This window comes from Vagococcus lutrae, assembly GCF_023299185.1.
Lineage (GTDB): Bacteria > Bacillota > Bacilli > Lactobacillales > Vagococcaceae > Vagococcus_A > Vagococcus_A lutrae.
Map to the genome: position 1 here is coordinate 540,970 of NZ_CP097017.1, position 20,687 is coordinate 561,656.

Consider the following 20,687-nt stretch of genomic DNA (forward strand, 5'->3'; position numbering starts at 1 on the left):
ACGTGTTTTATTTATGCTTGCCATTTCATGACATGCTTAGCTAATCGATCAATTGCAATAAATAGAACTAAGCCTAAAATACTCAAGGTAAAAATGGCAGCGTACATTAACGGATAGTCCATCCGCATCCATGCATCCATGATAAAATATCCCATTCCTCTTTCCGTTCCATAATTTTCAGCAAAAAATAAGACGGAAATGGCTGTTCCCAGTGAAATACGACTAGTACTTAGCAAGGCCGAGAGGCTGGCTGGCCAAGTAATCCATTTAAATTGTTGCCAACGTGAAATATTTAATCCTTGATAAATGTGATAGTAATGCTCAGGTGTTTCTTTTACGGCGTCACGCACGGATACGATGACTTGTGGTAGGACGATAAAAATAATTAACAACCATTTAGAAACTTCACCCAGTCCAAAAAGTAACATAAGTATCGGTAATAACGCTAATTTAGGTATCGGATATAAAAAATAAACGACAGGATCGAGATAACGATTAACTTTTTCAAAACGCCCCATCAAAATACCAATCAGACCGCCCAATGTTAAAGCGATAACCATGCCAACCGCAATACGCCATAAACTCGCAAAAATATGTTCAAATAAGTTTAATTCAAGTAATCGTGGCCAAGCTGTGTAAACGACGACTGGCGAAGGTAAAACATCCTTGTTAATCATGCGACTTAAAACTGCCCATAAAACGTTCAAAACAAGGAAACTAATCAGAAACGCGATTCCTTTATTTTTGGATGATCTTTGCATCTCAGCGAATCTCCCTTCGTAACGTCTCAACTAACTCATAAAAACGCACATCTTGACGTCGCTCATTTAACGTCGCGTTATCTTTAGCTAAAGGATTGACTATTTCTCTAGTAACCTTTCCAGGTTGGCCGTTCATAACTAAGACTATGTCACTCAGCAATAACGCTTCTTCAATGTCATGTGTAATTAGAATCGTTGTCTTAGGATAGTGTTGCCAACTATTTAAGAAAACGGTTTGTAACGTTTCACGTGTCAATGCATCTAGTGCGGAAAAAGGTTCATCCATTAGTAAAAGCTGGGAGGGGATTAAAAGCGAACGCGCGATTGCTACACGTTGCTGCTGACCCCCACTCAATTGTTTAGGGTAGGCTTTCTCCAGTCCCTTCAAGCCCAGAAGATTTAACATTTCTTGATAACTTGTCTCAGCTTCACTATTGAATTGTTTTGTTTTCAAAACCGCTTTTAACGGCAAACATATGGCTTGTTCAACTGTCTGCCAAGGTAGTAACCCATAATTTTGAGGCATTAGACTAATTAAATGATTGTCAGGAGAATACGAATGCTCACCCATTTTAATTTGACCATCAAAATCCTTAATCACGCCAGACAAAATATTTAAAAGCGTACTTTTACCCGTTCCAGATGGACCAATCAACGCATAGACTTTTTGATTGGCTAGTTCAAGTGATACGTTTTTAATGATAAACTTATCCGCACGTCTTAAACTTATATCATCTAAATAAAGCGTTTGTTGATTATTTAAAATAGACATTGCTTAACACTTCTTCAGGTGATACTTCTTTCGTTAATAACCCTTCATTTTTAGCAAATTCAAAAACAGACTCAATATCCGATTGTTTAACTTGTTCTAAAGCACCATACTCAGGAATTTCGATGGTTTCTTTCATCGCTTCTGGGAAACCTACTTCTTTGACAAATAAGTCTATATAATCTGCTTTATCATGAGATTGAATATATGCTACACCGTCGTTATAAGACTCAAACATACCACGTATCGCATCGCCTTTTTCCTTGATGACTTCTCCATTAAATACAATGGCAAATGGGTTAATCCCTAAATCACGCGTAGAAGAAAGAACTTTCAATCCTTGTGACTTCCCTATCGTAATAAATGGTTCCGGTAAAATCGCACCAGAAACTTGACCGTTTTTCAACAATTCTAAACGTGTCGGCACTTGAGGTATTTCTTTTACCACAATGTCATCTACTGTCATGTCTTCGGCTTCAAGCATTTTGTTCACAGCATATGCTGTCCCAGTTCTCTCAGAAAACACCACTGGTTTTCCTTTTAAATCTGCCATAGATGTGACGTCGTCTGAAACGACTAAGTCAAACTGGTCGTGAGGAGCCCCTACGATTTTAACATCGTTACCTGCTTCTTTATAAATCGCTACACCGACTAAGTCAGTAATAATACCGTCTAACTCTCCTGCCTGAAACGCAGCATCGCGGTCCAAGGCGCTTTTAAATACTTTAACATCTAAATCAACGCCATTTTCCTTATCCATCCCCTCGTCATGAGCTAAAATGAACGGAATATTATCGGTCGAAGGCATGACGCCCAATCGAATTTTTTCCACTTTATTTTCAGAAGCACCTTTTTCAGCACTTTCTTTTGTTGTTGAATCTTGTTTTTGGCAACCAGCCAAGATGGTTAAAGCAGCAACAGTAGTCACAGCTAAAGCTAACCATTTTTTCATTTACATCATTCCTTTCTTATTTGGTACAGTTAACTATTTTAACTGATAATCGTGAAAAAGAAAACTATCTTTGCTTTTCTTCTTCCATTAAAACTTCTACTGGATTTTTCGAAAAGATATTATGACCAGTTATTAAACGATGTAGTTGCCAAGCAATCATCATCAGGGAGCGTCTCTTTTTATACGATAAATAAGCTGGATGCCAGTCCGTAACATACTGTGTTTTAAAACGTCTGATAGGTTGAAAACCGCTTTGAGGCGAACTATAACGATACAATAAATTGACTGTTTTTTCCGCAGCGAATGAATAATCTGATTTCCCAACATTCGCAAGTGGAGTAAAACCTAAACTAAAGTAATGAAAACCACGTTCTTTTATTTCGTGAATAAGAGCGTTCACTAAAAAATGACCGGTCTCTTCCGGTGCGTCATTTTTAATAAATAACAGCTCATACGACATACGACGATAAGAAAGTTGTTTCAACGTGACAAAGCCAACAATCTCGTCTTGCCTCATCGCCACACCGACACCACTTTCGATTAAAGCATCCATTTTTAAATGTGCGGACGAATAAAAAGATTGTTGATGCTGCTTTTCCCAATCTCTCACCATATGATGTAAATGATAAGCAACATCACGGATTTCGTCCTCACTTAGCAAATTAAAAGTCAAGTCGTCTGAGCAATTATTACCTGCCACAGAGTCTTCGTACGTCGCTAAATCAATCACGCCTTCTTCACCAATTTTAATAAATTCGTAACCGTGGTCGTGTAAAGTCAAAGCAATCGGTGAACTGACATTATAAAAAACAGCTTCATAACCTAATCGATCGACTTCTTCTAAAAAACGCATTAAAGCTTGATCGACATGCATTTGATTTCCCATTGGATTTCCTAAAACAAAAACTCGATTGGCTTTCAATTCAAACATTATTAGCACTTCTGTTTGTTGATCCTTTTCAAAGTAAAACAAGCGTTTATTTTGAATAAAAGGGGTATGCATATAAAGTGTACGCGACCATTTTTGTTGAAACAGATGCCACTTATCCGCATCAAACGCCTCACCAGGTTTCAATTGCTCGCCGCCTAAATAATGATACAGAATCAATAACGTGAAGAATGCTAAGAGAATTCCTTGCAAACCCTGAAACCACACTTCTTCAGAAGGGAAGTAAATATAGTGAGCGAGTTCATCTTTAACAGGGGTCGTTACGCGGTTAAAGTAACCGATGACAGAATATAAGATAAGCAACAGCCCGTATAATATACCGTCAGTTACTAATGCTTCCCAAGAATACACTAGTTGTTGTCGGTAAAACTGATGTCGAGATAAGAATAAACAAACTAACACAAATAAATAAAAGAAAACTAATTTAAAAGACATGGTTCGCGTTAAGGTGTTAACCACGCTAAACATTAAAATAATAACAGTCGGCCAATATGCTGCTTTTACTTTATTGGCTCCCCCTCGGGCTAGACCAATCAAGATAAAACCGACTAACATATTTAATGTCTGATCTAAAAAGTTAAATGAAAAGGAAAATAAATAGGTCATAAAACGATTAATCTGAGATACATTAGGGATTGTTCCAATTAACACCATGATAATGCCTGAAATATAAAGCAATACGACCATAACAGCATGAGCAAATTTTGACGTCAACATTTTCGGCATATCGTCAAAAAACTGATTAATCCGACTTCCTGTTTGATACAAGTACGTTAACAAACCTGTCAAAAAGGGTAAAACAAAATAGAAAAGACGATAAAATAAAAGCCAGACTACGGCTTGCTCACGCGAAACACCTAAGGAACCTAACCCCATAATCATTAACACATCAAATGTTCCCATTCCCCCAGGTACCATTGTTAACATCCCAATCAATGTAGCAACAACAAATAAAGGATATAAGTGTAAAAAGGATATATTGAGTTGTAAAAGCTTTCCTATAAAAAAGAAATACGCTAAGGCAAACGTCCATTGACCAGTAGAGCCTAACACTAATTCAAAAACATGATAAAAACGAAATTCTTTAAACAACGTCTGACGACGCAAGTAGATGAAAATTAACAAGCCTGGTAAATACAATGCTCCCGCTAACAACCACCAACGATAGTGAGCAAATACATGAGTGGAATGCCAAAAAACTAAATCGAGCCATGTTAAAAATGATAGGAACGACAGACCGGTTAACATGAACAACGCGACCTTAGAAACAATCGCAACGACCCGTTTAACATCATGATTTTTCCCATAAAACTTCCCACGCAATGTGGCTCCAATGACGCCACCAAATCCAATAAAATTGTTTAATGTATTAATCATCCATGCTGTCAACGTGCGTTCTTTAAAGGATAAATCAATTTCACCTTCATCTTCCAACAACTGGATGGTAACCCAGTCATAAGCTAATAAAGGAAGAACTGCAAGTAATCCAACCCCTATCATAGCTAGAAGTGTTTTTTTACTTTGACCGAACAGCAATAGTTTCAACTCTTGCCAAGTCATACCATGTAAAATGGCCGTCAATTGATTGACGACAAATAAACCAACGGATGCTAAAAAAACTAATTGTATCAAACGTTGATATTTTTTGATAAACTGAAAGATAGACTGTATAAAATGCTTCATTTTTATTCCTACTTTTCTACTTTATACTTAAATTCTCTTGTTATTTTAACATATTTTTTCAAATACTAATTGAACTGATTATAGAAAGGATGTTTACATGAAAATTGGAATCATCGGTGCTGGCAAAATGGCACAAGCACTTATTCATGGCTTACTAAATAACCACTACATAACAGCTGACCGTATATACGTCACTGGCTCGAGCATCAGCAGCTCTAAAAAGAAAGCTGAGTTATTAGGCGTGAGGTATGCGCCTTCTAATGCTGAATTAATTGAAACATGCGATTGGATTATTTTAGGAGTCAAACCTCACGCTATCATCCCTATCTTATCTGAAAATCGTGACTTATTTGTGAAGAATCAGAAAATCATTTTATCACTTGCTGCGGGTGTTTCACTAGCTAGTATGGAAGATGCAACGCACGAGCAGCAAAAAATCGTCCGCTTAATGCCTAATATGGCGATTGAAATCGGACAAAGCACAACTGCACTTGTTCCTAACAAAAAGGTAAATCAATCAGAATTGGATGATGTAACGGCTCTCGTCGAGACTGTCGGACAAGCATATTTAATCGACGAACCGATGTTACCAGCCTTTACTGGTATCGCGGGTTGTTCTCCTGCCTTTATCGCCTTATTTATAGAAGGACTTGCGCGTGCGGGTGTGAAAAATGGCATTGCTTATCAGGAAGCCGTTAATATCGCAATATCTGCTACCAAAAGCACTGCTATTTTAATGAGTGAAAAACAACTAGCACCAAATACACTCATACAAGATGTTTGTTCTCCTGGTGGCACGACCATTGAGGGTGTCACAACATTAGAAGATGAACGATTTATCCCTGCTATTGTCAAAGCAGTCGATGCTACTATTTCAAAAGATTATTTTCTTAGTAAAAAAGAGACGTAACTTAGATTACGACTCTTTTTTTATTTTTTCAACTAATAATAACGAAAAGATCAAATCAATTAAATACTGAGCAGAAAAAAGCGACGACATCGTATCAATCCCAAAATAGTGATTACGATCTAGTGACAAAACATAATCACCCGGCAGTAATTCCGTCTGACGAAGTGACCCCGCGATAATGACAACTGGCAGTTCGTTCGCTGTTAAACGCTGAGCGACTTGTTCCATCATCTTATTACGACCTGTTAAACTAATAACAATAGAGAGATGTGTTCTATCTGAAGCAATTTGTTCTACATAGCTACTATTATAGCCTGAGTGTGTTTGACAAAAAATACCCAATGCACGTAGTTTAAAAGCGAGTTGCTCTGCTAGGGTTGATGTAATCCCGCTACCGTAGATATCCACCATTTGAGCATGACTGATTTGTCGAGCCACTTCTTTTACAACCATTTCATCTAGCATCAGTTTCGTATTAATCGCTGTTTTTGTATACAAATGTGGCAATGTTTCGATAACATCAGCGTATGTCGAGTCTTCACGGAACGGGCGATTATCTCGAATCATATTATTAGCACGATGCCGCTCATTTAACTGTTCATTTAAAGCAACAATAAATTCCCGATATGTTTGATAACCTAGTTTTTGATACAGTCGTGTGACTGTTGCTTGCGATGTGTATGTACGTTTCCCCAGTTCTTCACTGGATAGACCACGTAAATCAGTGGTTTCCGCTAAGATAAACCGAGCTATTTCTCTTTCAGAGGGAGTTAGATTACTCTCCTGTGCTAATTTTTCTAAAATCATAGTACACCTCCACCTCGATTATACCTCATATTTCTTTTTTTGGCGTTTCTATTCATATTTAAAGGTTGAGAAATGAGAATTTTGATTAATCAAACCAGAATCTAGTCTACCTATTGATGTCTTAATCGTAAGGGCTTACACTAAATGTATCAAAAGAAAAACAATCACAAGGAGGATGTTTATGACACGTCATGCATTGAAAATTGCCACTATCGGTGGTGGTTCTAGTTATACACCAGAATTAATTGAAGGATATATCAAACGAAAAGACCAACTCCCAATTAAAGAAATCTGGTTAGTCGATATTGAAGAAGGTCGTGAAAAATTAGAAATTGTTGGGGCAATGGCGCAACGAATGATTAAAGCTGCAGGGTTAGATTGGGAAGTTCATTTAACACTTGACCGCGAGGCTGCTTTAAAAGACGCTGACTTTGTAACGACTCAGTTTCGTGTTGGTCTACTCGATGCTCGTGTTAAAGATGAGCGTATTCCACTTTCACACGGTGTTCTTGGACAAGAAACAAACGGTGCAGGCGGTATGTTTAAAGCCTTCCGTACTATTCCTGTCATTATGGATATTATTTCTGATATGGAGCGTTTATGTCCTAATGCTTGGTTAATCAACTTTACAAATCCAGCGGGTATGGTGACTGAAGCTGCTATTAAACACGCAGGCTGGAAGAAAACGATTGGTTTATGTAATGTTCCTATCGGTCATACTAAACAAGCTGCGGAAAAATTAGGAGTTCCTGAGGAAGATTTATTTGTTAAGTATGCAGGAATTAATCATTTCCACTGGCATCGTGTATGGGACAAAGAAGGAAATGAACGAACAGATGAATTAATTGACCTTATTTATGGTCCGCAAGTCGAATCAGAAAGTCATCTAAAAAACATTCACAATGTTCCTTTCCATTATGAACAAATTAAAGATTTAGGAATGTTACCATGTGGCTATCACCGTTACTATTATATAGAAGACGAGATGTTAAATCATTCCATTGATGAATTTAAAAACGGTGAAACACGTGCGCAAGTCGTTAAAGAAACCGAGGCTGCTCTTTTCGAGCTTTATAAAGATCCAATATTGGATTATAAACCTGAGGAACTAGAACAACGTGGTGGTGCACATTACAGTGATGCTGCTTGTGAAGTTATCGCGTCATTACAAAATGATAAACGTACAGATATGGTCGTTTCGATGGAAAATAACGGAACGATAACTGACTTACCTTATGACTGTGCGGTTGAAGTATCGGCTTCCATTACCGCTCATGGTCCTGAATCGTATAACTGGGGGGCATTCCCTCCTGCTGCTCGTGGATTATTACAAGGGATGAAAGGCATGGAAGAAACAACCATTCGTGCTGCTATTACAGGTGATTATGGTGCTGCTCTACAGGCTTTCACTATTAATCCATTAGTACCTGGTGGTCACTTAGCTAAACAATTATTAGATGAGTTATTAATCGCTCACGAAGATCATTTACCACAATTTAAAAAGGCTATTGAAAAAATTAAAGCAGAACAATCCGAAACTGTTCAATATGTTCATGATTTAATGAAATCTAACTAAAACAAAAACACCGCTTTTACAAGCGGTGTTTTCTTTTAGAGCTTTTCTCCTCTAACTTCTTCTAATTTATCTTTAACCATCTGAATTACAATTTTGGCTGCCTCTTCATCTTCAACAAAGTTTAAAGCATCGCCGTCAATTTCCATTTTCGGGCTTTCATCATAATTTTGATACCAAGCTTCATAACGCTTATTGAGTTCTTTATAGTAATCATAAAGTGATGGGTCATAACTTAATTGTTCGAATTCTCTTCCACGTTTTTCAATACGTGCTAGCATAGTTTCAAACGACACTTTGATATGAACCAACAAATCAGGGTGTTTTTTATGAGCAGCATATGGAAGCTCTTCCATCATATTTTTTAACAACTCATCGTAAACTTTTACTTCCGTGTCATTCGCGCGTCCTAAATCCGCATTCAAATGAAACAATAGCGAATCTTCATAAATGGAACGATCTAAGACATTGTTATCATGAGCAAGCGCCTGTTTAATACTTGCAAAACGCTTGTTCAAAAAGTAGATTTGTAGTAAAAATGCATACTTATTAGGGTCTGCGTAAAATAAAGGTAATATCTCGTTATTATCTACTTCTTCATAAAAAACCTCACTGCCTAATTCATTGGCAATCATTTCTGACAAACTGGACTTACCAGCTCCTATTGTTCCCGCTAAAACAATCACACTCATTTTCCTCCTACTTCCTTATACTACATCTTGTGTTATTAATATTCGACTGTTATCATACCTACTTTATCTAGTGATTGTCAATCTTATCGCCTACATTTATTCTCTTCAAAATAAAACAATCCATTAATAATCATTCTAAAAAACACTGATAATCTTTCTCACTTATGTTATACTAACAACTGATTTTAAATTTTAATTTAATATGTGAAAAATAACGCATATTACTTAGTGGAGGATAAATAATGCAAAATAAACTTAAGATTAATGATATGATTACCATAGGCGTATATACCGCAATATACTTTTTACTAACAGGGGTTGCGACCTTTTTAAGTTCGATTCTAATTCCTGGTTTTTCAATTATTTTATTACCTGGATTTGTAGCATTCATTACAGGAGCCGTATATTTCTTGCTCATTCAAAAAGTTCCAAAATTTGGTGCCGTTTCAATCATGGGTATTGTCATGGGGCTCTTTTTCTTGCTTGTCGGACATTTTTCACTCACCTTTGTGCCACACTTTGTTGCGGGATTTTTAGCAGATTGGGTCGCACGTATGGGACATTATAAAAACAAACGGATAAATCAAATTAGCTTTGTTATATTCTCCTTTAATATGATGGGACCTATCTTACCGTTGTGGTTCTTTAAAAAAGCTTATGTTAACAACTTAGTAGCGCGCGGGAAAGATGCAGCATATATAGCCGATACCTTTGCTTTTATTAATCAGCAAACTCTCTTTATCAGTTTAGGTTTTCTAATCATCTGCAGCATTATTGGAGCAATTATCGGAGATAAAATGATTCAAAAACATTTCGCAGCACTCTCATAATGAAAGGACTGGTTGTTACAATGCCTTCGCTTAATACACAAACTAAAATCGCTCTCGTCCTTTTTACTAATATTATGGTTTTTTTTCATCTACCCATTGTTATTGAAAGCAGTTATTTGATTCTCTTATTACTTATTCTAGCCAGTCAAAAAGAATGGCGCAGAATCTTTATTTATGTCAGCATTTATTTGAGTATTCTCTTATTATCTAGGCCCAACTTTTTATCACAGCTGCCCATTATTGGATCAATCATCGGATTTTATACCTTAACCGTACGACGACTGTTTCCTTTGACCATGATGGCAGGCTTTTTGATAAAATCAACGCCAGTATCTTCACTCATCTACACTTTACGAAAATGGAAAATACCAGAATTTATTATCATCCCACTCAGTGTTTTATTCCGTTTCTTTCCTACACTGAGAAAAGACTATCAACAAATTCGTTCGGCGATGAAATTTAGAGGCATTGCGGTAACAAATTGGGAAATGGTGCGCCACCCTTTACAGACACTAGAATATATTTTAATTCCACTACTAATGAACGCCTCTGTGACGGCTCTTGATCTTAGCAGTGCAGCTCTAACACGTGGTATTAATCATCCAGCAATATCGACTTCTATTTATCAGAAAAAAATGACTTTTTTTGATTGGATGATTATAACCATACTTATCATATTTTTAATGGGAGGCTTAAGTCTATGGGAATTTCTTTAAATCATGTCTCTTTTACCTATCAAAACGAAACGATCATTAGCGACTTATCTCTAGATGTTCAACAAGGGGACTGTATCGTGTTATGTGGGGCAAGTGGCTGTGGTAAAACAACCATTACACGAATCATCAACGGCTTAATCAATGAATTATATGAAGGGACTTTGGAAGGCGAAAGGTACTTAAATGATACGTCCTATAACGATTTATCTTTTTATCAGCTTCCTGAACGTATCGGTTCTGTTTTTCAAAATCCTAAAACGCAGTTTTTCACGTTAGAGGTTTTAAGTGAATTAGCTTTTCCATGTGAAAATATTGGAATGTCGCCTGACAAGATTCAATCTCGAATTGAAGACGTCGCGACTCTTTTTAATATCCACGACCTTTTAAACCGTGAGATGTTCTCATTGTCAGGTGGCGAAAAACAACTGGTCGCCCTCGCGTCTGCCTACATGCTTCATCCAGAATATCTCGTACTCGACGAACCATCCAGTAATCTTGATTTACAAACGATTGAACGCCTTACCGATATCTTGCACCGCTTAAAGAATATCGGTTGTACTCTTATTATCTCAGAACATCGTCTTTATTATTTGGAATCTCTCGCAGACTACTATCTATATCAAACGCCTGCTCGTGATTGGACTTTATATGATAAACCTTCTTGGGAAGATCTAACTAGTGATGAACGACAAACACTTGGTTTAAGAACAAAGCAACTTCCTGAAAAAATCACCCTGTCACCGTCGATAATTGCGTGCAACGATGATGTCGAAACACTTCGTATCAAACAAATCCCTGTAAGATGGCACGCTAAATCACAACCTTTGTTAACAACACAGACTCATGAATTTAAAGCTGGAACTATCATAGGGATTATTGGTCCAAATGGGGTAGGAAAATCGACATTTTCTAAACAATTAGCAGGGATTTTACCGTGTGACGCTGATAAAATAAGTTGGAATGCTAATTTTCTTTCAGATAAAGAACGATTACGGCAAAGTTATCTTGTCATGCAAGATGTCAACTATCAGCTCTTTACAGAAACAGTCGAACGAGAATTAACTTTAAAAGCGACACGATTAGAATTACGCGATGAAATCATTCAGAGCCTGAACCTAGGACACTTGCTAAAAAGACATCCAATGACGCTTTCTGGTGGCGAAAAACAACGTGTAGCGATTGCTTCAGCTTTACTATCTGGAAAAAAAGTGGTCATTTTAGATGAACCAACTAGTGGTATGGATTATCAACATATGATGCAGTTGAAAAATGCGTTGAATTTGATGAAAAAACATAATCTCTTTATCTTTATTATCACTCATGATATCGAATTTATTGAACAAACAATGAATCAATTGCTTGTATTAACCAAACAAGGAAGTTTTTTAAGTGATTCCGTAATTGACCGACAAACGTTAGAAATGTGGATGAAAAAATAGAAAGGAAACGGTGAATCAATATGGTGTTAAAAATTGGTGTAATGGGTTTAGGCACGATTGCGCAAAAAGCATACTTGCCGATTATGAATCAACTACAAACGAATATCGAGTGGCATTATTTCACTCGAAACAAAGAAACGAGAGAACGCTTAGCTAATCAATATCAATGGCAATTCGTCTATGACGATTTTCAGACGTTCTACGAAGCAGACTTAGATGCATGCTTTATTCATACCTCAACCTCTACACATTATACTTTTATTAAAATGTTTTTAGAAAAAGGGGTACATGTTTATGTTGATAAACCGATTAGCGAAAATTTAGATGAAGTCAAAGAACTTCTGGCGCTTGCCAAACAACAGCAATGTCTTTTATTTACAGGATTTAACCGGCGTCGTGCTCCTATGGTTCAACAACTTAAAGAAGTTCCCGATAAAAATATGATTATCGTTCAAAAAAATATTTTGGGAACATCTAAATCGTTAAAGGAAATTTTGTACGATTTATTTATCCATGTTGTCGATACAGGCTTGTTTTTAATGGAAGGAGCCGTTCAGCAGCACTATATTGATTCACAAATCAATGAAGCTAATCAAAGCTTAGAGCGAGTATGCTTGCATCTTTCAAATCAACAAAATACGGTCATTTGTATTACCAATCTCAATAGTGGCGCTCGTACGGAAAGTATTGAAGTACAAAGTCCAAGCGGTACGTATCATGTCCATAACCTTGCTCAACTAAATCATACTACGCCCGATGGAACGATTCATCAGACATTTCCTGATTGGACACCAACACTTGAAAAACGTGGGTTTGAAACAACAATAAAAGAATTTTTAACGTTAGTAAAACAAGATGCAACCTATTATGACGATTCGCTTGCTTATCATTCTCACAAATGGATTGAAGCAATCGTGAAGAAAGGAAATGAATGATGATGAAGGACTACTATGGCGAATTAGCCACGATTGTTTATCAACTATCAAAACCAATCGGTACAGCTCTTAATGGGGATATTGATTATTACTTGGAACGTATCCAAGCTAACTCATCAAAAAATCAACGAGTGTTAGAAATTGGTAGTGGTACGGGTAGGGCACTGATTCCTCTTTTAGAGGAAGGAGTGAATATCGAAGGGATAGAGTATTCAGATGAAATGCTTTCACTTTGTCGTAATGAACTCGCTCGCCGTCAACTAACAACTTCTTTATATCAAGGCGATTATATGACTTGTCAATTCCCACACTCTTTTGACACACTTATTATTCCTGTCGCAACGTTTAATCTTATTACGGCTCATAAAGGTATCCAACTTTTCTTAGAAAAATGCGTGTCGGATTTAAAACAAGGTGGCAGAATAATTTTTGATATTGATTTACCCTTTTATCCAGAACTTGGAGAACGTCAACGTTCACAATATGAATGGGATTCTCAAAAATCCATTTCGGTTGAACATGAAATAACCAAGATTGATTGGCTAACACAAGAAATACATCACCTCTATACTTATCAACTGTGGCAAAACCAACGTTTAATTGATACTCAACACCAACAACTAAACATTAAGTGGTACGGTTTAACAGAGATTACATTACTTTTAGAACAAGCTGGTTTCAAAAACATTGTTATCTCAGCTGACTATGAGTATGAGTTAGCACCTTCTGACAGTAATCAAACGATTACAATAGAAGCAACCAAAGCCTAATATTAAACACAAAAAGGAGCAGAAATCTGCTCCTTTTTTTAATCTGATTCATCATAAACGATATGCTCGATCCACGTTGCTTCCCCTTGCAACTCAACCCAATATTGACCTTCAGGTGTTTGTCTTGGTCTTACAAACACTGTCCCTCCAGCACTTTTAACTTCAATTAATTCTCCAAACTCTCGTAAATAGAGTAATGAATAAAGTAAGCCACTTGCTGCCATAGCCGTACCACAGGAAAAAGTATGCCCTGCCACTGTTTCAAATGTATCAACATATAATCTATCTTCATCAACTTTTACAAAACTTACGTTAATTCCATTTGGAAAATAACGATTACCTTGTGTCAGTTTTTCAGCAATAAATTGTCTCTCTGCTATCGACAACCCATCCGTTTCTTTGACAAACGTAACTAAATGAGGCGTTGGCGTGGCAATGGCTGTGAATCTTAACTTACGGGTAATGTCTTTTAAGCGTTTCTCAATAAAGGTTGTCCCACTCTCAACTTCTCGATTTAATGTTTCCATTAATAAACTCATAGGAGAAATTTCAACACGATAAAGATGGTCGCTAATATCATCCACTATTTTTTGGACGTGCAATGTCGCATGACGAGTCTCAATTAATTGGTGCACGTTCTTTTCTGGATTTTCATCAAACAAAAAATGTGCGACTCCTCTAATTCCATTTCCACACAGTAAACATTCTGTACCATCACGATGAAACGTCGTCATTTTTACCGTCGCTTCTTCTGTTGAATCTTCCAATACTATAAAACTTTTCATGTTTGGAAAATCTTGTGCAATTTTTTGTGCCAGTCTTGAAAACTCGTCTGTCGCTCTCTTCTCTTGACGATTGTCTAACATTAAATAATGATTTCCTGATGCTTTGATATGATGTAGTGTTATCAAAACTTGACGCCTCCCCCTATTCTCTTATCTTTATCGTACCAAATTCTAGGATAATTAACAAAAAAAGCTAAGTAGTTTCCTACTTAGCTTATATCTATAACAACGCTTTTATCAGTCCAGCAAGACTATTTTGCAGCGTTATAGCGTTTGTTGACTTCATCCCAGTTGACAACATTCCAAAAAGCTTTAATGTAGTCAGGACGAACGTTACTATATTTTTTATAGTATGCGTGTTCCCAAACATCTAAACCTAATACAGGGGTTTTTCCTTCTGTTAAAGGTGAATCTTGGTTTGGCGTTGACATAATTTCTAATTTTCCGTCATTAACCACTAACCATGCCCAACCAGAACCGAAACGTCCTGTTGCAGCTGCAGCAAAATCTGTTTTAAATTGGTCAAAACTACCGAATGTTTTGTCAATAGCTTCTTTAATTTCACCTGTTGGTTCGCCACCAGCATTTGGTGCCATAATTTCCCAGAAGAATGTATGGTTAGCATGTCCGCCACCATTGTTACGTACAGCCGTACGAATATCTTCAGGAACAGCATCTAACTCTGCTACTAATGTGTCAATATCTTTTTCGCCTAATTCAGGATGCTTCTCAATAGCCGCATTTAAATTGGTTACGTAAGTGTTGTGATGTTTTTCGTGGTGCAAGTGCATTGTTAACTCATCAATGTGTGGCTCTAATGCATCGTATGCGTATGGTAATTTTGGTAATGAATAACTCATGTCATAACCCTCCAAATAATAATTTTTGTAGATAACCTCTACTAATAGAATAGCATTTTTTAGAGAAAATCACAAAGTTATTGCTTTTTACATGAAATCCGCCTTACTTGAGTTATCATCCCAAAACGTTTACAATTAAAACAGAAAAGAATTAAAGGAGGGACTATATGACCTTAGTCCAATTATTTGTTACCGCGTTTAAAAAACCAGCTGATTTGTATGAAGGGCGCAAAAAATCTGGTGGAAAGGTTTTTCTATATTTACTAATATTAAGCTTGATTCTAGCACTTCCGGTCATTCGACAAGTGGTTCATGTTTTTAATCTTGTTCAAGACGACATGCAAAAAATTGCAAAAGAAATGCCAGAATTTAAGATAGAAAATAATCAATTGACGACCGAAAAAGAAGAAGACGGCTTTATCTATCAAACTGATTACATGGTATTCTCGTTCGACCCTCAGAACAAACGAACGCCTGAAGATATTCGAAAAGATTTATCTGGTAATGTGATAGGTGTCGGTTTACTTAAAAATGAAGTAGTCTTTGCCATTGCGGATGAAAACATCATTGCTTCGCAATTGCAAGTAAATCCGATGATTTTGACCTACGACCGTTTTGATAGTCAACAACTTAACAAAAGCTACTTTGAAAATCTTGCCACATCCAATCGTTCAACACGCTATGTGTCGGGTGTAACGTTCCTTGTGCTTTTAATTCCTGTCTTGGCAAACTTTGTCTTTTCACTATTAATTGTTACAATGATTAGTCATTTCTTTACAGGCGCTCGTCTTATGAACCTTACTTTTGGTGAAAGTTTTAAATTAGTTGTATTTGCTTCCACCATGCCTGTTTTTATTACTGCGGCGATTGATTTTGCCTTTCAATCTGTTAGCTCAAACTTTGTTATTATTTTAGTCACTTATGTACTATATCGTCAAATCATCATGCAACAGCGATTCAAAGATCATTTAAAAAAATAATTCTTAAAGGAGTTTGTTCATGAAAACAATCTTAGTACTTTATCCATTATCAGAAAAGTTAGTATCACTATTACAAGAGGTTGCGACTGATTATAAAGTTGTCACTGATACTGACGATCTAACTGATCAAGATTTACAAGCTGTTGAAATCATTATTGGTTGGAAAAAAGACGTTGGCGAACGTGTTCTTTACATGCCAAACAACTCATTAAAATGGATTCAATCTTTTTCTGCTGGCGTTGATTATTTTGATTTAGCAGAAATTGCACGACAAAATATCCAATTAACATCAGCAAGTGGCATACACGGTTCTCAAATTACCGAAACGGTTATGGGAATGTTACTAGCCAAAAGTCGTGGTATTCAACAATCCGTTTTACAACAAACTGCGCGTATTTGGCAAGACCCAAATGATATTATTGAGTTGGCACATAAAAAATTACTCATTGTAGGGACAGGTAAAATTGGGCGACACTTAGCTAAAGTAGCAGAAGTATTTGAATTAGACGTTTACGGAATTAACCGGAGCGGATACGACCTACCACACTTTATCAAGAATTATCCGCAAGAAGACTTATTAAACGTTGTAGGGGATATGGATATTGTCGTCAATATTCTTCCATTAACTGACGAGACATATCATCTATTCGACGCTAAATTCTTCAAACAAATGAAAAATGACGCTTGGTTCATTAACGTCGGCCGTGGCGCGTCTGTTAACACGAATGACTTACTTGAAGCATTACGTCATCAAGAGCTAGCCTTTGCTGGTTTAGATGTTTTAGAAGAAGAACCTTTAGACCAACATCATCCGATTTGGTCGGAACCTAACGTTTTGATAACACCGCATATTGCTGGAAATTCAAACTATTATGCAGACCGACTTATCGCTTTATTTACACGAAACTATCACTCTTATATGAAAGACGGGACTGTTTGCGAAAGTGTTGTCAATCTAACAGAAGGATACTAAATATAAACTTTTAAAACCCCCATGAAATCAATGGTTTAAACCATTGATTTCATGGGGGTTTGTTTAAGAATGATTATATTAATCACAATTATACATTATTGAACAGTGACGGCATATTTCCTCACATTATATACAGATTTAAATGTATTAGCATTAATCCAATACTTTCCTCCAATAGGATCCGAGACATGTACTTGATTCGACCCTCTATTATAGCCATCGAGTGTAACAGCATGATTATTATTCACCGCTGGTCCAAACGGCCAGTTCCCCCATCTTACAGGTTGGAAATTGATTGTGACCCAAACTACAACGGGATTATTGTTCTGAACTTCACTGAGTAACGTTTCAAAACTACTTCCTGAAATATTTACTACTCTTCCAAAACGATTCCCCCACTGAGTTAAAGGCTCTGGATAAATAGCAGAATACGTCCAATAATTTTCAACATAAGGTGAGCCAACAAAACCTGTGTTTGGATTATTATTAGGTGATTTGGGTATGGTGTCTAAAAAACGTCTTAAGGTCCAATCATTTAACAAACCTTTATACTGAAAAGCCTGTAACAACGAAGCTCCTTCACAACCGCTTGGCGCTCCTAAAGCATACTGATCGTAGTTATTAACATTCAGTAAATGATAGTCCTCGTTACTACCTTCACCTAAGGCCACAGCGTTCCATCCGGTGCCTTCAGACTTCCACCCTAAGGAAACCAAATGATTTCTTTCATAACTATTCAATGTATAATGGTGCCAACCACTATTAGGATTATATAAACGATATACAGGCAAAGAGTTTGCACCCGTATGAGAGTACCATCCAATGCCTTCGTAACGCCATCCTAATTTCACTAAATGATCTCTCTCATAACTGTTTAGTGTATAAAAATGCTCACCCGAGTTTCTATTAAACAATCGATATACAGGCATTCCTTTAGTTGGCGCTTTCCATCCGATTCCTTCATAATTCCATCCGACACGTCTAAGGTGGTCTCTTTCGTATGTATTTTGTGTATAGAAATGTTCCCCACTGTTTGGATTATACATTCGATACATCGAGATAGTCGCTTCACGTGGAGCAATACTCCTAAACCGACTCACTCCTTCATATAATTCTTCTTTTGGTATTACTGTAGTTTGCGCTTCTTCACTTCCCGCTTTGATAGGGTCTTCTAAAAGCACTTCTTCGCCATTTATAATAACCTTCGCTCTTTGAGGGTTAATATCTTCAGCTGTACTTGTCGATTCAGTTGTTTCAGGTTGTTTTTCTATACTATCACTAAGCCTTGTATTTTCCGTCGTATTTTCATGCAGTGTCTCTATTTCAGACTGTTGAGTTTCTTCCGTAGAAACCTCAGTCACCTCGACAGTTTCAGAGGTTTCATTAGTAGACTCTTCCGCTTGTACTTCAAACGACACCCACATTGATGATATAGCCAATGTACTTAGTACTATTAAAGAACCAACTTGTGTATTTATTTTCATTATTATTCTCCTTATGGCATAATTAAGTTAATAATACCATGTGATAATATATATGCAAGCATCATTAAATCATAAAAAAAAGGGCGTACAAAAATGTACGTCCTTTTTTCTATTCCGTATAGAAGTAAGTTGGCTCATCTCTTGTTTCATCGTAATCAACGGATAAGTCGTAATCACTGAAAAACCAATCATCATTTTCTGCCGTATAGTATGTGATACCTTCTTTTGTCACGGTTGCCATTGGTGTCTCTTCTGGCGATTCAGGTCGCATTGCCGTTGAAAAACCAGCATGAACATTTGTTGCACCACCGTATTTACCAAAGAAGTGTAAGTAATCTCCTTCAGCTAATCCTAGTTCACTTTTAAACCATTGATGTGCTTTATCTGATACTGTTAATTTCATCTCAAATCCATCACTTTCTTTTTGAATTACTCCTATCATAACATAAAATAAGGCTTATCGCGTTTTTCATGCTTGACCTGTTAATTCATTTTATCATCAAATTCTTCCACATCTTCTGTCGCTCCAACTACAAATAATGTATCATTAAACTTCACAATTTCAGTTGCAGCTGGCGAGACAATTAAGCCACGTCCTTCACGTCGAATGGCCACCACGTTTAAGCCGTATTTTTGACGTAGATTTAAATCAATAAGTGTTTTCTCTAAGTAAGCGTGGTTCGTCACTTTTACTTCCGCGATACTGTACTCATCTGAAAGCTCTAAAAAGTCTAAAATGTTTTTTGATATTAATTGATGTGCAACACGCTCTCCCATATCACGTTCTGGGTGAACAACACGGTCAGCCCCTACTTTTTCTAATACCTTTGCGTGATACTGGTCTTGCGCTTTTGCGGTAATACGACTGACGCCCATTTCTTTCGCCATTAGCGTGACAAGAATACTAGCTTGAATATCCTCACCTATTGCAACAATCACATGGTCGAAATTGTTTAAACCTAACTGTCTTAACGTTGCCTCATCTTGCGCATTTGCTACAACAGCATGGGTCGCAATATCCATATATTCATTCACGCGATCTTCATCACGGTCGATAGCTAATACTTCTTGTTTAGACTCGATTAAACTATTACAAACGCTTGAACCAAATCTTCCCAGTCCAATAACTGCAAAACTTTGCTTCATCTTTTTATCCTACTTTCTTTTCTATTAATAACTTCAATTACTTTACTATACCATGCTTGAACGCATAAATGGCTGCTTGTGTTCGATCTTCTACATTTAATTTTGATAAAATATTAGACACATGGGTCTTAACGGTTTTTAATGTAATGAAAAGTTCATCGGCAATTTCCTGATTACTTTTTCCTTCTGATATTAACAAGAGAATCTCATTTTCACGATTCGTTAATTCTTCATGTGGTTCAGGTATTTGAGCTTTCGCCATTTTGGCCATCATTTTACCCGTAACCTCAGGCTCTAAAACTGTTTCGCCATTATACGTTGCACGAATTGCTTGGGCTATTTGACTGGCTGTGGATGTTTTTAATAAATAGCCGGCAGCACCTGCTTCAATCGCTGGATAAACTTTTTCGTCGTCAATAAAGCTCGTGACAATTAAAATTTTGGCTTCAGGCCAATCTTGTAATATTTTTTTCGTTGCCTCGATGCCATCCATGACATCCATTACTAGGTCCATTAAAATAATATCCGGCTTTAATTCGAGAGCTTTTTCATATCCGATTAAACCATTTTCCGCTTCGCCAATCACTTCAATATCGGATTGAATCCCTAAGTACGATGATACTCCCAACCTAACCATCTCGTGATCATCTACCAACAACACTTTTATCATTTT

General features: G+C 36.8%; 21 protein-coding genes. 9 read left to right on the forward strand and 12 right to left on the reverse strand.

The window, feature by feature from the left end; genetic code table 11:
* Positions 1-11 precede the first annotated feature (11 nt).
* The 4 genes from M2919_RS02570 to mprF form a co-directional block, all read right to left on the reverse strand.
* On the reverse strand, positions 12-761 hold the full coding sequence (locus M2919_RS02570; RefSeq protein ID WP_248849131.1) for an ABC transporter permease: 750 nt from the start codon (positions 759-761) through the stop codon (positions 12-14).
* 1 nt (position 762) lies between these two features.
* Entirely contained in the window at positions 763-1,533 is a 771-nt protein-coding gene (locus M2919_RS02575; RefSeq protein WP_248849132.1) for an ABC transporter ATP-binding protein, read from the reverse strand.
* Positions 1,517-2,482 (reverse strand): ABC transporter substrate-binding protein, encoded by a 966-nt coding sequence (locus M2919_RS02580; protein ID WP_248849133.1) that lies wholly within the window; start codon positions 2,480-2,482, stop codon positions 1,517-1,519. The genes M2919_RS02575 and M2919_RS02580 overlap by 17 nt, the downstream gene beginning before the upstream one ends.
* A 64-nt stretch (positions 2,483-2,546) precedes the next feature.
* Entirely contained in the window at positions 2,547-5,114 is a 2,568-nt protein-coding gene (gene mprF, locus M2919_RS02585) for a bifunctional lysylphosphatidylglycerol flippase/synthetase MprF (RefSeq protein ID WP_248849134.1), read from the reverse strand.
* A 97-nt stretch (positions 5,115-5,211) separates the two neighbouring features.
* Here mprF and proC point away from each other — a divergent pair, with 97 nt between their 5' ends.
* Positions 5,212-6,024, forward strand: a complete 813-nt coding sequence (proC, locus tag M2919_RS02590) for a pyrroline-5-carboxylate reductase (protein ID WP_248849135.1) — start codon at positions 5,212-5,214, stop codon at positions 6,022-6,024.
* 6 nt (positions 6,025-6,030) lie between these two features.
* Here proC and M2919_RS02595 read toward each other — a convergent pair whose 3' ends face one another.
* Positions 6,031-6,831, reverse strand: a complete 801-nt coding sequence (locus M2919_RS02595; RefSeq protein WP_126763572.1) for a MurR/RpiR family transcriptional regulator — start codon at positions 6,829-6,831, stop codon at positions 6,031-6,033.
* Between the two features lie 181 nt (positions 6,832-7,012).
* Between M2919_RS02595 and M2919_RS02600 the strand changes: the two genes are divergently transcribed.
* A complete protein-coding gene (locus M2919_RS02600; RefSeq protein ID WP_248849136.1) occupies positions 7,013-8,407 on the forward strand; it encodes a 6-phospho-beta-glucosidase in 1,395 nt (464 codons plus the stop codon).
* Positions 8,408-8,442: 35 nt separating this feature from the next.
* Here M2919_RS02600 and M2919_RS02605 read toward each other — a convergent pair whose 3' ends face one another.
* The gene (locus M2919_RS02605; protein ID WP_248849138.1) at positions 8,443-9,096 is read right to left on the reverse strand and encodes a deoxynucleoside kinase; all 654 of its coding nucleotides are present in this window, start codon (positions 9,094-9,096) and stop codon (positions 8,443-8,445) included.
* Between the two features lie 242 nt (positions 9,097-9,338).
* On the opposite strand from M2919_RS02605, the gene M2919_RS02610 reads away from it, so the two are divergent.
* The 5 genes from M2919_RS02610 to M2919_RS02630 are packed head-to-tail and all read left to right on the forward strand — an operon-like array spanning position 9,339 to position 13,786.
* A complete protein-coding gene (locus M2919_RS02610) occupies positions 9,339-9,926 on the forward strand; it encodes an MptD family putative ECF transporter S component (protein WP_023606400.1) in 588 nt (195 codons plus the stop codon).
* Positions 9,926-10,642, forward strand: coding sequence for an energy-coupling factor transporter transmembrane component T (locus tag M2919_RS02615; protein ID WP_248849139.1), 717 nt, complete (start codon positions 9,926-9,928; stop codon positions 10,640-10,642). Before M2919_RS02610 ends, M2919_RS02615 begins: the two co-directional genes overlap by 1 nt.
* Entirely contained in the window at positions 10,627-12,081 is a 1,455-nt protein-coding gene (locus tag M2919_RS02620; RefSeq protein WP_248849140.1) for an ABC transporter ATP-binding protein, read from the forward strand. Before M2919_RS02615 ends, M2919_RS02620 begins: the two co-directional genes overlap by 16 nt.
* A gap of 20 nt (positions 12,082-12,101) precedes the next feature.
* Positions 12,102-13,016 carry a Gfo/Idh/MocA family protein gene (locus M2919_RS02625; protein WP_248849142.1) on the forward strand — a complete coding sequence of 305 codons (915 nt, stop codon included), beginning with the start codon at positions 12,102-12,104 and terminating at the stop codon, positions 13,014-13,016.
* A complete protein-coding gene (locus tag M2919_RS02630; protein WP_248849143.1) occupies positions 13,013-13,786 on the forward strand; it encodes a class I SAM-dependent methyltransferase in 774 nt (257 codons plus the stop codon). The genes M2919_RS02625 and M2919_RS02630 overlap by 4 nt, the downstream gene beginning before the upstream one ends.
* A 38-nt stretch (positions 13,787-13,824) precedes the next feature.
* Here M2919_RS02630 and M2919_RS02635 read toward each other — a convergent pair whose 3' ends face one another.
* On the reverse strand, positions 13,825-14,697 hold the full coding sequence (locus M2919_RS02635; protein WP_248849144.1) for a diaminopimelate epimerase: 873 nt from the start codon (positions 14,695-14,697) through the stop codon (positions 13,825-13,827).
* Positions 14,698-14,822: 125 nt separating this feature from the next.
* The gene (locus M2919_RS02640) at positions 14,823-15,431 is read right to left on the reverse strand and encodes a superoxide dismutase (protein WP_023606406.1); all 609 of its coding nucleotides are present in this window, start codon (positions 15,429-15,431) and stop codon (positions 14,823-14,825) included.
* A 167-nt stretch (positions 15,432-15,598) separates the two neighbouring features.
* Here M2919_RS02640 and M2919_RS02645 point away from each other — a divergent pair, with 167 nt between their 5' ends.
* Both M2919_RS02645 and M2919_RS02650 read left to right on the forward strand, forming a co-directional pair.
* A complete protein-coding gene (locus M2919_RS02645) occupies positions 15,599-16,411 on the forward strand; it encodes a DUF1189 domain-containing protein (RefSeq protein WP_222317447.1) in 813 nt (270 codons plus the stop codon).
* A 19-nt stretch (positions 16,412-16,430) separates the two neighbouring features.
* Positions 16,431-17,384, forward strand: a complete 954-nt coding sequence (locus M2919_RS02650; RefSeq protein ID WP_248849147.1) for an NAD(P)-dependent oxidoreductase — start codon at positions 16,431-16,433, stop codon at positions 17,382-17,384.
* A gap of 95 nt (positions 17,385-17,479) precedes the next feature.
* Here M2919_RS02650 and M2919_RS02655 read toward each other — a convergent pair whose 3' ends face one another.
* From M2919_RS02655 to M2919_RS02670, 4 genes are all read right to left on the reverse strand, one after another.
* Complete coding sequence (locus M2919_RS02655) at positions 17,480-18,868, reverse strand: C39 family peptidase (RefSeq protein ID WP_248849148.1); 1,389 nt, start codon at positions 18,866-18,868, stop codon at positions 17,480-17,482.
* A gap of 109 nt (positions 18,869-18,977) precedes the next feature.
* On the reverse strand, positions 18,978-19,310 hold the full coding sequence (locus M2919_RS02660) for a HesB/YadR/YfhF family protein (RefSeq protein WP_248849149.1): 333 nt from the start codon (positions 19,308-19,310) through the stop codon (positions 18,978-18,980).
* Positions 19,311-19,351: 41 nt separating this feature from the next.
* Positions 19,352-20,014 carry a potassium channel family protein gene (locus tag M2919_RS02665; protein ID WP_126761747.1) on the reverse strand — a complete coding sequence of 221 codons (663 nt, stop codon included), beginning with the start codon at positions 20,012-20,014 and terminating at the stop codon, positions 19,352-19,354.
* Between the two features lie 37 nt (positions 20,015-20,051).
* On the reverse strand, positions 20,052-20,684 hold the full coding sequence (locus M2919_RS02670; RefSeq protein WP_126761749.1) for a response regulator transcription factor: 633 nt from the start codon (positions 20,682-20,684) through the stop codon (positions 20,052-20,054).
* Positions 20,685-20,687 lie beyond the last annotated feature (3 nt).